Annotated in this window: 9 protein-coding genes; 6 read left to right on the top strand and 3 right to left on the bottom strand. The window is 76.4% G+C overall.

What is annotated here, in order from left to right; genetic code table 11:
* Window positions 1-1,401, bottom strand: a complete 1,401-nt coding sequence (locus tag D1781_RS10205) for an anthranilate synthase component I family protein (RefSeq protein ID WP_233551253.1) — start codon at window positions 1,399-1,401, stop codon at window positions 1-3.
* Between the two features lie 4 nt (window positions 1,402-1,405).
* Window positions 1,406-3,466: an ADP-ribosylglycohydrolase family protein gene (locus D1781_RS10210; protein ID WP_119482202.1), complete on the bottom strand. Its 2,061-nt coding sequence runs from the start codon at window positions 3,464-3,466 to the stop codon at window positions 1,406-1,408.
* Window positions 3,467-3,562: 96 nt separating this feature from the next.
* Here D1781_RS10210 and D1781_RS10215 point away from each other — a divergent pair, with 96 nt between their 5' ends.
* The 5 genes from D1781_RS10215 to D1781_RS10235 all read left to right on the top strand — a co-directional run bounded on the left by D1781_RS10215 (window position 3,563) and on the right by D1781_RS10235 (window position 9,168).
* On the top strand, window positions 3,563-4,465 hold the full coding sequence (locus tag D1781_RS10215) for an NADP-dependent oxidoreductase (protein WP_119482203.1): 903 nt from the start codon (window positions 3,563-3,565) through the stop codon (window positions 4,463-4,465).
* The gene (locus D1781_RS10220; protein WP_119482204.1) at window positions 4,462-4,836 is read left to right on the top strand and encodes a DUF2255 family protein; all 375 of its coding nucleotides are present in this window, start codon (window positions 4,462-4,464) and stop codon (window positions 4,834-4,836) included. Before D1781_RS10215 ends, D1781_RS10220 begins: the two co-directional genes overlap by 4 nt.
* 98 nt (window positions 4,837-4,934) lie before the next feature.
* The gene (locus D1781_RS10225) at window positions 4,935-5,378 is read left to right on the top strand and encodes a hypothetical protein (protein WP_147392070.1); all 444 of its coding nucleotides are present in this window, start codon (window positions 4,935-4,937) and stop codon (window positions 5,376-5,378) included.
* An 80-nt stretch (window positions 5,379-5,458) separates the two neighbouring features.
* A complete protein-coding gene (locus tag D1781_RS10230) occupies window positions 5,459-7,195 on the top strand; it encodes an ABC transporter ATP-binding protein (protein WP_119482206.1) in 1,737 nt (578 codons plus the stop codon).
* Complete coding sequence (locus tag D1781_RS10235) at window positions 7,192-9,168, top strand: ABC transporter ATP-binding protein (RefSeq protein ID WP_119482207.1); 1,977 nt, start codon at window positions 7,192-7,194, stop codon at window positions 9,166-9,168. Before D1781_RS10230 ends, D1781_RS10235 begins: the two co-directional genes overlap by 4 nt.
* A 128-nt stretch (window positions 9,169-9,296) precedes the next feature.
* On the opposite strand, the gene D1781_RS10240 is transcribed toward D1781_RS10235, so the two are convergent.
* Window positions 9,297-9,644 (bottom strand): winged helix-turn-helix transcriptional regulator, encoded by a 348-nt coding sequence (locus D1781_RS10240; RefSeq protein WP_233551255.1) that lies wholly within the window; start codon window positions 9,642-9,644, stop codon window positions 9,297-9,299.
* A 65-nt stretch (window positions 9,645-9,709) separates the two neighbouring features.
* Here D1781_RS10240 and D1781_RS10245 point away from each other — a divergent pair, with 65 nt between their 5' ends.
* Window positions 9,710-11,977: an LLM class flavin-dependent oxidoreductase gene (locus D1781_RS10245; RefSeq protein WP_119482208.1), complete on the top strand. Its 2,268-nt coding sequence runs from the start codon at window positions 9,710-9,712 to the stop codon at window positions 11,975-11,977.
* Window positions 11,978-11,995 lie beyond the last annotated feature (18 nt).

The following is an 11,995-nucleotide window of genomic DNA, read 5'->3' on the forward strand; positions in this document are numbered from 1 at the left end:
TCAGGGCGCGGGGAAGGGGTCCCGCACGCCGATCGCCCGCAGCACGCGGGCGGCCTTCACCTCGAGCTCCCGCCACTCGCGGGCGGGGTCGGAGAGGATCGTGATCCCGCCGCCGGTGCCGATCACCGCGGTGCGGCCGTGCAGCAGCACGCTGCGGATCACGACGGCGAGGTGCGCCGTGCCGTCCGCGCCGAACCGGCCCCACGCGCCCGAGTAGACGCCGCGCGGCCCGGCCTCGAGGTCGGCGAGGATCCGCATGGCGGAGCGCTTCGGCGCCCCGGTCATCGACCCGGCGGGCAGCAGCGCGCGGACGGCGTCGAAGCGGGCGGACGGCCCGCCGGCCAGCTGCGCCGTGACGGTGGACACGAGCTGGTGCACGGTCGCGTACGACTCCACGACGAGCAGCTCGGGCACCGCGACCGAGCCGGTCCGCGCGACGCGGGCGAGGTCGTTGCGGACGAGGTCGACGATCATCACGTTCTCGGCGCGCTCCTTCTCGTCCGTCCGAAGCTCCTCGGCGAGCGCCCGGTCGGCCGCGGCGTCGTCGCCGCGCGGCCGCGTGCCCTTGATGGGCCGGCTCCGGGCCGCGCCGTCGGCGTCGACGGCGAGCAGGGTCTCGGGGCTCGCCGCGACGAGCGTCCACCCGCTGATCCGCAGGACGCCCGCCCCGGCGAGGGGCGCCGCGTCGCGCAGGGCGAGCAGGACCTCGACCGGGTCGAGCGGCTCGGGGAGGTCGGCGGTGATCCGGTTCGTGAGGCAGAGCTGGTACGCGTCCCCGGCGGTGATCGCCCGGCGGCAGTCCTCGACCATCCGCAGGTAGGACGTGCGGTCGTGCCGCCAGCGCCAGGCCGGCGGCGCCGGCGTGCGCGGCTCCGGCGCCGGGGCGCCGGCGAGCGGTGCGAGCGCCGCGGCCAGCGCGTGCGCGGCGGCCTCGCGTCCGGGCAGCGCGACGACGGCCGCGGCGCCGTCCGCGGCGAGCTCGACGCCGACCGACGCGAGCAGGAAGGCGGCAGCCGGCGAGGCGTCCGCCGCGACCGGGACGTCCTCCGCGGCAGCGCCGACCTCGTACCCGAACCACCCCCACCAGCCGAGCCGCGGCGAGGCGACGCCGCGCGGCGACCCGGTCCGCAGCCGGTCGAGCAGGGCGTCGAGGGCGCTCGGGGACGCGGTCCCAACGACGACGACGACGACGGGCGGCCCGTCCGGGAGGCCGATGAAGCCGGGCTCCCCCGCGGCGCCGTCCGCCCAGACGAGGTCGGGGTGCCGTGCCGCGAGCGCACGGAAGACGACCGCGGGGTCGAGGGGTCCCGGCAGCTCGACGCGCACCGCGGGGACCACGCCCGGCACGGTAGCGGTCGGGCCGCGGCCGGGCGGCCAGGGCACGGCCACGGCCACGGCCACGGGCTCAGCGTGGCAGCCGCCACACCCCCGGGTCGGCGTCGGTCGACGGGGCGAGGCGGCCCTCCTCGCGCAGCCGCGCGGCGACGCGGCGGAGGTCGTGCTGCCAGGTGTGGAGGAGGTCGCCGGCGCGGCGGAGCTCGGGCTCGTGCCGGGTCCACACGTCGGCGGCGACCTGCACGACCGTGCCGGACCCGCCGCCGGCGCGGAGCGCCTCGAGCAGCCAGCCGGCGAGGGCCGCGCGCCCGGCGACGCGCTCGCGCGACCGGGGGCCGGCTCCGGGCGGCGGGCGGCGCCCGGTGCGCCCGGGAGCGAGGAGGCGGTCGAGCAGCGTGCTCCAGCCGCTCGGCGGCAGGACCTCCCCGGGGAAGCCCTCCGCGCCGGCCGGCGCCCCGACGAGCACCGCGCCGCGGTCGAGCAGCGCTGGCGGGGCGAGCACGAGCCGGTCGACGACGGGGGCGTCGATCCCGAACCAGCGCTGCAGCCACTCGATCCGGTGCTGCAGGCCGGCGGAGCCGACGGCCGGCGCGACGAGCAGGTGGAGGTCCGCCTCGTCGGCGAGCCGACGGACCGCCTCGACCGCGCCGGGCTGCGGGTCGGCGAGCGCGACGACGCCGGGCGCCGCCGTGAGCCGACCCGCGAAGTCGCGCCGCGCCGCCTCCGGCAGCCGTGCGGTGCCGCTCGCGAGGTCGAGCACGGCCGTGTCGAGGTCGACGACGACGAGCGGGCGGGGCGGGGCGGCCGCCGCGCCGATCCGGAGCACCGCCTCCTGCAGGAACGGGGCCGGCGCCGCGTCGGGGAGCGCCGCGACGACCTCGTCGAGGGCGGCCTGCGCGGGGACGCCGAGGTGCAGCGCGGCGTAGAGGGCGCCGACGGCCGGCGTGCGGCTGCGCCCCTCCGCGCAGTGCACGAGGACCCGGCGGCCCTCCGCGCGGAGCGCCGCGACCGCGTCGGCGGCGTCGCGGAGCACGAGGTCGAGGTTCGGGTTGCGCCCCGGCCGGTCGACGAGCCAGAACGCGACCTGCTCGCGGTCCGTCCGCTCGCGGTCCACCTGGCGTCGCCCGACCCGGCAGAGCGAGACGACGGCGTCGACGTCGGGCGGCAGGTCGTCGAGCGCGGCCAGCGAGCCGAGCAGCACCCCGTCGTCGTGCGGGTGCGGCACGAGCACGCGCGGTCCGGAGGGGCGCACCCGGTCGACCGCGGGCCACCCGGTGCCGTCGCCGAGCCCGCCGTTCGCGGCGAGCACCGCGGCGCGGACGAGGTCCGCGGCTCCCGGGCCGGCGCCTGGCCCGGTCCCGTCGAGCAGGTGGCGCCGCCAGGGCGCGGGGACGGCGGACGAGCCCCAGCGGGCGCCGAGCAGCGCGCCGGCCACCGCCGCGACGGCCGGCCCGTGGTCCGCGGCGGCCTCGAGGGCGAGCCGGAGGTGCCGCCCCGGGAGGTCCTCGGGCACCGGCACGGCCGTGGTCGCGGCCTGCGCGGCCAGGAGCACGGCCGCGGCGCCGTCCGGCGAGGGCCCGGGGCCGGGGTCGGCGGCGGTCCGCCAGGCGTCGCGGCGCTCCTCGGGCAGCAGCTCGAGCGGCAGGGCGGCGGGCGCGCCGGTCCGGAGGGTCGCGTGCAGGGCGCCCGCGAGGAGCACGCACGCGTCCGCGGTCGCGGGGTCGGCGTCGGTGAGCGCCGCGAGCTGCGCGGCGGTCCGGGCGAGGCCTCCCGTCGCGGCGCTCGCGACGAACGGCAGCGCGACGGGCGCCGTGCGGACGAGCGCGCCCGCGCCGCCGGGACCGTCCGCGCGTCGCCGGGCGGCCGTGCGGGCGGCGGCCGCGGTCGGCCTCGCGGCGCCCGCCGGGTCCGGGAGGAGGCCGGTACGGGTCCACGACTCGACGATCCGGTCCTGCGTGGACTCGTTCGACAGCGGCTCCCCCGCCGCGGCGGCGAGCAGCACCGGGAGCAGCGTCCAGAACGCCCCCTGGTCCGCGGCGTCGGGACCGCCTCCGCCACCGGCCGCGAGGGCCGCGCCGCACGCCGCGCCGAGCACGGCGCCCGCCGCGCGGTCGTCCGTGATGCTGCTCATCGGCGCGCCGCCATGCCGGCAGCCTGGCGTGCCGCGGCGCCGGCGCCCGTGCGACGCGCTGCGCCGCGTCCAGCCCGCTCGCGGCAGGATGTCGGCATGCGTGCAGTGGTGTTCGAGCAGTTCGGAGGGCCGGAGGTCCTCGAGATCACGGACGTCGAGGAGCCGCACGCCGGCCCCGGCCGGATCCGCATCCGGGTGCACGCCGCCGGGGTGAACGCGGCCGACTCGAAGCGGCGCCGCGGCCTGATGGCGAAGGGCCCGATCGAGGGCCCGCGCGGCACCGGCCTCGACGCGGCGGGGGTCGTCGACGAGGTCGGCGAGGGCGTGACCGGCGTCGAGGTCGGCATCCGCGTCTTCGGCTCCGGCATCGACACCGTCGCCGAGCACGCGGTCCTCACCGCCTGGGCGGTGCTGCCCGACCACGTGCCGTTCGACGAGGGGGCCGCCGCGCCCGTGCCGGTGGACACCGCGGTCCGCGTGCTCGACGCGGTCGGTGCGCAGGAGGGCGACACGCTCGTCGTCTCCGGCGCCGCGGGCGGCGTCGGCACGGCGCTGATCCAGATCGCGCGCGCCCGGGGCCTCATCGTGATCGGCACGGCGAGCGCCGCGAACCAGGAGTACGTGGAGGCGCTCGGCGCGCTCGCGACGACGTACGACGAGGGCTGGGTCGACCGCGTCCGCGACCTCGCGGTCGCGGAGGTGGACGTGGCGGCGGACCTGTCCGGCGCGGGCGTGATCCCCGAGCTGATCGCGCTCACCGGCGACCCGGCGCGCGTCGTGAGCATCGCCGACGCGTCCGCGACGGAGCACGGCGCGAAGGTCACCTTCGGCGGCGGCGACAAGCCCGCGGCGCTCCGCGAGGCCGCGGCGCTGATGGCCGACGGGCGGCTGCGGATGATCGTCGAGGAGACGTACCCGATCGAGCAGACGCCGGAGGCGCAGCGCGTCAGCGAGACCGGCCACGGCCGGGGCCGGGCGGTCATCGAGATCGCCCGATGAGCTGGACCCCGCAGGAGCTCGAGGCGGTCGGCGCCGCCGACGAGCTGCGCATCTCCTCCCGCCGCGAGGACGGCACCCTGCGCCCCTGGGTCACCATCTGGGCGGTGCGGAGCGGCGACGAGCTGTTCGTGCGGTCCGCGCACGGCCGCGACAACGGCTGGTTCCGCCGCGCGGCGGCTGCGGGCGAGGGTCGCATCGACGCGGGCGGCGTCGTGCAGGACGTGCGGTTCACCGGGGTGGACCCCGGCGACCACGCCGACGTCGACGCCGCGTACCACGCCAAGTACGACCGGTACCCGCGCGCCTACGTCGACCCGGTCGTCTCCCCGGACGCCTGGACGGCCACGCTGCGCCTCGACCCGCTGGACTGACCGGCTCGACCGACCGGGCGCGGCGTTCGGCGGATCGTCGGGCGGCGCTGGCACGCTGCCGTCCGGCGGCGGGTGCCGTGGGCGACGTGGAGGACCGGATGACCGACATCGCGGATCAGCGGGGCGACCAGCAGCAGCAGCTCTGGCGGGGCTTCACCCGCGAGCGCGCGGTGGCCTGGACCCGGGTCCTGCGGATGCACTGGCCGACCTGGCCGGGCGCCTCCGCGATGTGGCTGCTCAGCACCGCGCTGCAGGAGGGGCGCCCCGCGGCGCTCGTCGAGTGGGCGGACCGCGCCCGCGAGGCCGAGGAGGCCGGCTTCACGCCCGCGCTCTACGACCGCCTCCACCGCGCCCTCGACGCGATGCCGGCGATCGACCACCCGGGGCACCCGGACAACGCGCCCGACCCGCGGTGGCCGGCCCACGTCATCCGCGCGTTCGACCCGCGCCTCTGGGGCGACTGGCCGTGGCTCGTCGCCTCCGGCTGGTCCGACGAGGAGGCCGTGCGGCTCCTGCTCGCGGCGAGCGACCTGCGCGCGTAGGTCCGCAGCGCCCCGCCGGTCTCGGGGCGGCCCGCCGCGCGCCCTTGCCGCGCGTCCGCGGCCGGGCCTACCGTGTGCCGGTGCTCGGCCGGCTGCTCGTGACCCGCCTGCGGCCCTACCGGTGGCTGCTCGTCGGCGTCGTCGTCTTCCAGGCCGGCCAGTCGATCGCCTCGCTCGCGCTGCCGAGCCTCAACGCGACGATCATCGACGAGGGCGTCGCGAAGGGCGACACGGGCACGATCCTCCGGGTCGGCCTCGTCATGCTGATCGTCACGCTCGTGCAGATCGCGTGCTCCGTCGTCGCGGTCTGGTTCGGCTCGCGGGCCGCCATGGCGTTCGGGCGGGACGTGCGGCTCGCGGTGTTCGACCGGGTCGGCGCGTTCTCCGAGCGGGAGGTCGCCCGGTTCGGCGCCCCGTCGCTGATCACCCGCACCACGAACGACGTGCAGCAGGTGCAGATGCTCGTGCTGATGACCTGCACGATGCTCGTCGCGACGCCCATCCTCGCGATCGGCGGCATCGTCTTCGCGCTGCGGGAGGACGTCGGGCTGTCCTGGATCGTCGTCGTCGCGGTGCCGGTCCTGCTGCTCGGCGTGGGGCTCGTCATCTCCCGGATGTCGCCGCAGTTCGAGCTGATGCAGGTGCGGATCGACGGCGTCAACCGCGTCCTCCGCGAGCAGCTCACCGGCATCCGCGTCATCCGCGCCTTCGTGCGCGAGCCCGTCGAGACGGCGCGGTTCGAGGAGGCGAACCTCGCGGTCACCGAGACCGCGGTCCGGGCCGGCCGCTGGTTCGCGGTGATGTTCCCGTTCGTGATGCTCGTGCTCAACGTCTCGAGCGTCGCGGTGATCTGGTTCGGCGCGTTCCGGATCGACGACGGCAGCCTGCAGGTCGGGCAGCTGACCGCGTTCCTCAGCTACCTCGTCCAGATCCTCATGGCGGTGATGCTGGCCACGTTCCTCGCGGTGATCCTGCCCCGCGCGAACGTGTCCGCGAAGCGGATCGGCGAGGTGCTCGAGACCGCCTCGAGCGTGCTCCCGCCCGAGGCGCCGCAGCCGACCGCCGCGGCCGACGGCACGGTCGAGCTGCGCGGTGCGACCTTCGCCTACCCCGGCGCCGAGCAGCCGGTCCTCCACGAGGTCTCGCTGCGCGCCCGACCGGGCGAGACGGTCGCGATCATCGGCAGCACCGGGGCGGGCAAGACGACGCTCGTGAACCTGCTCCCCCGTCTCTTCGACGCGACCGGCGGCGCCGTGCTCGTCGACGGCACCGACGTCCGGGAGCTCGACCCCGAGCTGCTGTGGTCCCGCATCGGCCTCGTCCCGCAGCGCGCGTTCCTGTTCAGCGGCACGGTCGCGTCCAACCTCCGCTACGGCGACCCGGACGCGACCGACGAGCAGCTGTGGGCCGCGCTGGCGACGGCGCAGGCGGAGGACTTCGTGCGCGCGATGCCGGAGGGGCTGGAGGCGCCGATCGCGCAGGGCGGCACGAACGTGTCCGGCGGGCAGCGGCAACGGCTCGCGATCGCGCGGGCGCTCGTGAAGCGGCCGCCGATCCTCGTCTTCGACGACGCGTTCTCCGCCCTCGACACGGGGACGGACGCCCGCCTCCGCGCGGCCCTCGACCGCGACTTCGCCGACGCGACGCGCATCGTCGTCGCGCAGCGCATCTCCACGATCACGGGCGCCGATCGCATCGTCGTCCTCGAGGCGGGCCGGGTCGTCGCGACGGGGACGCACGAGGAGCTGCTGCGCACCTCGCCCGAGTACGCCGAGATCGTCACCAGCCAGCTCGCCGCGCAGGAGGCGTCCGCATGAGCGGCGGCCGGTCGCAGCCCGCGGTGGCGCAGCGCAGCGTCGCGCCGCCCGGTGCCCGCCGCGGCGGACCCGGCGGCATGGGCATGGGCATGCCGGCCGAGAAGGCGATGCGGTTCGGCCCGTCCGCGAAGCGGCTGCTCGGCCGCCTCGCGCCCGAGCGGGTCGGCGTCGCCGTCGTGCTCGTGCTCGGCGTGATCAGCGTCGTGCTGACGGTGCTCGGGCCGCGGCTGCTCGGCGAGGCGACGAACCTCGTCTTCGCCGGCGTGCTGTCGAAGGACCTGCCGGCGGGCGCGACGAAGGCGGAGGTCCTCGCGCAGCTCGAGCGGCAGGGCGACGGGGCGCGCGCCGACCTCCTCCGGCCGCTGCCGATCGACCCCGGGCAGGGCGTCGACTTCGGCGCCCTCGCCATGCTGCTGATGCTCGTGCTCGGGCTCTACGTCGTCGCGTCGCTCTTCTCGTTCCTCCAGGGCTTCCTGCTGAACGCGATCACGCAGCGGACCGTGTTCCGCCTGCGGGCGGACGCGGAGGCGAAGCTGCACCGCCTGCCGCTCGCCTACTTCGACCGGGTGCAGCGCGGCGAGCTGCTGAGCCGCGTGACGAACGACCTCGACAACGTGCAGCAGTCGCTGCAGCAGACGCTGAGCCAGGCCGTGAACTCGGTGCTCACCGTGATCGGCGTGCTGGTCATGATGTTCGTCATCTCGCCGGTGCTCGCGGTCGTCGCGCTGGTCACCGTGCCGTTGACGGTGCTCGTCACGACCCGGATCGCGAAGCGGTCGCAGCCGCTGTTCGTGCAGCAGTGGACGAGCACCGGGGCCCTGAACGCGCAGATCGAGGAGGCCTACAGCGGGCACGCGCTGGTGAAGGTCTTCAGCCGGCAGCGCGAGGTCGCGGAACGGTTCCAGGCGAAGAACGAGGAGCTGTACCGCGCCTCCTTCGGCGCCCAGTTCGTCAGCGGCCTGATCATGCCGGCGACGATGTTCATCGGGAACCTCGTGTACGTCGTCGTCGCGGTCGTCGGCGGCGTGCTCGTCGCGGGCGGGTCGCTGTCCCTCGGCGGCGTGCAGGCGTTCATCCAGTACTCGCGGCAGTTCACCCAGCCGCTCAGCCAGCTCGGGTCGATGGCGAACCTGCTGCAGTCCGGCGTCGCCTCCGCCGAGCGGGTCTTCGACCTGCTCGACGCGGAGGAGCAGTCGAGCGACCCGTCACCCGCGGTCGTGCCGGAGCACCCGGCCGGGCGGCTCGCGTTCGAGCACGTGGCGTTCTCGTACGACCCGGAGAAGCCGCTCATCCGCGACCTCTCGCTCGTCGCCGAGCCGGGCAGCACGATCGCGATCGTCGGCCCCACCGGCGCGGGCAAGACGACGCTCGTCGGGCTGATGGAGCGGTTCTACGAGGTCGACGGAGGCCGGATCACGCTCGACGGCGTCGACGTCGCGGACATGGCCCGCTCGGCCCTCCGGTCGCGGATGGGCATGGTGCTGCAGGACACCTGGCTGTTCGCGGGCACAATCCGCGACAACATCGCGTACGGGCGCCCCGGGGCGACGGAGGACGAGATCCAGGCGGCCGCGCGCGCCGCGTACGTCGACCGCTTCGTGCACGCGCTCCCCGACGGCTACGACACCCTGCTCGACGACGAGGGCGGCAACGTGTCCGCCGGCGAGAAGCAGCTGATCACCATCGCCCGCGCCTTCCTGGCGCGGCCGTCCGTGCTGATCCTCGACGAGGCGACGAGCTCGGTCGACACGAGGACCGAGCTGCTCGTGCAGCAGGCGATGAGCGCCCTCCGGCGCGACCGGACGAGCTTCGTCATCGCGCACCGGCTGTCCACCATCCGCGATGCGGACCTGATCCTCGTCATGGAGCACGGCGACATCGTCGAGCAGGGCACGCACGAGGCGCTGCTCGCCGCGGACGGCGCCTACGCGCGCCTCTACGAGGCGCAGTTCGCCGCGGCCCGCGAGGGCTGAAGCGCGCCGCACCCGCGCGCGCAGTGGTCTCGGCACGGGCGCGGGGCGCCCGGCTCGACCACCGTGGAGAGACCCGCTGGTCGAGGTGCGAGCGCAGCGAGCCTCGAGACCACCACCGAGCGCCCGGATCAGGGCTCCCAGCGCTGTCCGTACGCCTGCAGGGGCTGGAGGGACGCGAGCAGGTCGCGGCCCCGCGCCGAGAGCCGGTACCGGACGGTCACCGGCGTGGTCGGCTCCACGATCCGGTCGATCAGGCCGCCGTGCTCGAGCTCCTTCAGCCGGACCGCGAGCATCCGGTCGGACAGCCCGTCGACCGTCGCGACGATCTCGCTGAAGCGCGTCGCGCCGCGCGAGAGCGCGAGCATGATCCCGCTGCTCCACCGCCGCCCGACGAGCTCCACGATCGACGTCGCCCGACGGCACTGCTCGTCGTCGACGGTCTCCCATCCGGTCAGGGTGCGGCTCGCCTCGGTCACTTCTCCATCGTAAGCGACTTACCGGGTCGTTGACGCACGTCCGGCCCCCGCCGATGCTGGCGGGCATGGTCGACTACGGGCACCCCCTCCGCTTCGGATCCTTCATCACGCCGTCGGCGACGGCGCCGCAGCGGGTCGTCGACCTCGCGGTGCGCAGCGAGGAGGTGGGCCTCGACCTCGTCACGTTCCAGGACCACCCGTACCAGCCGGCCTTCCTCGACACGTGGACGCTGCTGTCCTGGGTCGCCGCGCGCACGGAGCGCATCCACCTCTCGGGCAACGTGCTGAACGTGCCGCTGCGCATCCCCTCCGTGCTCGCGAGCTCGGCGGCGAGCCTCGACCTGCTCTCGGCCGGGCGGGTGGAGCTCGGCCTCGGCGCCGGCGGGTTCTGGGACGCGATCGCGGCGATGGGCCTGCCGCGGCTCACCGCGGGCGAGAGCGTGACCGCGCTGTCCGAGGCGATCGACGTGATCCGCGGCCGCTGGGACACCGCGGACCGGTCCGTGCTGCGCGCGGGCGGCGACCTCCACCGCGTCGACGGCGCGAAGCGCGGCCCGGCGCCCGCCCACGCGATCCCGATCTGGGTCGGCGCCCGGGGCCCGCGGATGCTGCGGCTGATCGGCACGAAGGGCGATGGCTGGCTCCCCTCGCTGCCCTGGCTGCAGCCCGGCGACCTCGCCCGCGGCCACGCGATCATCGATGGAGCGGCATCGGCCGCCGGCCGCGACCCGCGCGAGGTCGTCCGGCTGCTCAACATCGGCGCGGACACGGGCGTCGACGAGCTCGTCGCCCTCGCGCTCGAGGACGGGATCAGCACCTTCATCCTGCCGGCGGACGACGCGGCGACCCTCGAGCGCTTCGCCGCGGAGGTCGCGCCGGCGGTCCGCGAGCAGGTCGGCGCCGCCCGGGCCGAGCGCGGCACGACGACGGGCCGCGCCCGGGGCGCGGTCGCCCTCGCGAAGCGCCGCCCGGGCATCGAGTACGACGGCCTGCCCGACGGCCTCGCCGAGACCGCGGTGGAGCCCGGCGACCAGGGCTACGCGCGCTACACGTCGAGCTACCTGCGCGGCGGGGCGCCGGGCCTGGTCCTCCGCCCCCAGGACGTCGCGGAGGTGCAGGCGGCGGTGCGGTTCGCCGGCCGGCACCGGGACCTGCCGCTCGGGATCTTCAGCGCGGGCCACGGGCTCTCCGGCAGGTCGCTGAACCACGACGGCCTCGTCATCGACGTGGGCGCCCTGCGCTCCATCGAGGTGCTCGACGAGGCGGCCGGGCTCGTGCGCATCGGGCCGGGCGCGCGCTGGGTCGAGGTCGCGGAGGCGCTCGCGCCCCTCGGGCTCGCGATCACGAGCGGGGACTACGGCGGCGTCGGCGTCGGCGGCCTCGCGACGGCCGGCGGCGTGGGCTGGTTCGCGCGCGAGCACGGGCTGACCATCGACCACCTCCGCGCCGTCGAGGTCGTGCTCGCGGACGGCTCCGTCGTCCGCGCCACCGCGACGCAGCACCCGGACCTGTTCTGGGCGATGCGCGGGGCCGGCGCGAACTTCGGCGTCGCCGTCGCGTTCGAGTTCGCGGCCGCGCGGGTCGGCACCGTCGCGTTCGCGCAGCTCGCGTTCGACGTCCCGGACACCGCGGCGTTCCTCGAGGGCTGGGGCGCGGCGATGGAGGCGGCCGACCGCAGCGTCACCGGCGAGATCGTCCTGGGCCGGGGCGGCCGCAGCGCGCAGGCGATGCTCGTCGTCGACCACGACGACCCGGACACGGTACTCGAGCGGCTGCAGCCGTTCGCCGCGATCGCGCCGCTCGTCGACTCGTCGGTCGCGCTCACGACCTACGACGGGCTGATGCGGGCGATGGTCAGCGACGCGCCGCAGCAGGGGCGGGGCGAGCCGCGCTCCCACTCCGGGAACGTCGACCACCTCTCCCCCGTGGTCGCCCGCGCGCTCGCGACGCTGATCGACTCGGGGTCGTCGTACTTCTTCTCGCTGCGCGCCCTCGGCGGCGCCGTCGCGGACGTGCCGGCGGACGCGACCGCCTACGCGGGCCGCTCCGCGGGCTTCAACGTGGCCGCCTTCGGCAGCCCCGGCACGGACTTCGACGCGCGCTGGCGCGAGCTGCTGCCGCTGATGGACGGGATGTACCTCAGCTTCGAGTCGGACACCGGTCCGGAGGTCGTCGCCCGCGCCTTCCCGCCGGCGCATCTGGCGCGCCTCCGCGGGCTGAAGCGGCGGTTCGACCCGGACGGGCTGTTCCGCGACAACTTCTTCATCGACCCCGCGGAGGAGCACCAGCACGAGCACGCGGCGGCGGACGCGGACGCGGCCTGGGCGTCATGACGCGCCGCTAGCCTCGCG

Origin of the sequence: Amnibacterium setariae, from assembly GCF_003581425.1 — a bacterium.
Taxonomy (GTDB): Bacteria; Actinomycetota; Actinomycetes; order Actinomycetales; family Microbacteriaceae; genus Amnibacterium; species Amnibacterium setariae.

Excerpts from the sequence above, each read along its gene's own strand:
- D1781_RS10245 (WP_119482208.1), top strand. The coding sequence starts at position 9,710 with ATGGTCGACTACGGGCACCCCCTCCGCTTCGGATCCTTCATCACGCCG.
- D1781_RS10220 (WP_119482204.1), top strand. The coding sequence starts at position 4,462 with ATGAGCTGGACCCCGCAGGAGCTCGAGGCGGTCGGCGCCGCCGACGAG.
- D1781_RS10235 (WP_119482207.1), top strand. The coding sequence starts at position 7,192 with ATGAGCGGCGGCCGGTCGCAGCCCGCGGTGGCGCAGCGCAGCGTCGCG.
- D1781_RS10210 (WP_119482202.1), bottom strand. The coding sequence starts at position 3,466 with ATGAGCAGCATCACGGACGACCGCGCGGCGGGCGCCGTGCTCGGCGCG.
- D1781_RS10225 (WP_147392070.1), top strand. The coding sequence starts at position 4,935 with ATGACCGACATCGCGGATCAGCGGGGCGACCAGCAGCAGCAGCTCTGG.
- D1781_RS10215 (WP_119482203.1), top strand. The coding sequence starts at position 3,563 with ATGCGTGCAGTGGTGTTCGAGCAGTTCGGAGGGCCGGAGGTCCTCGAG.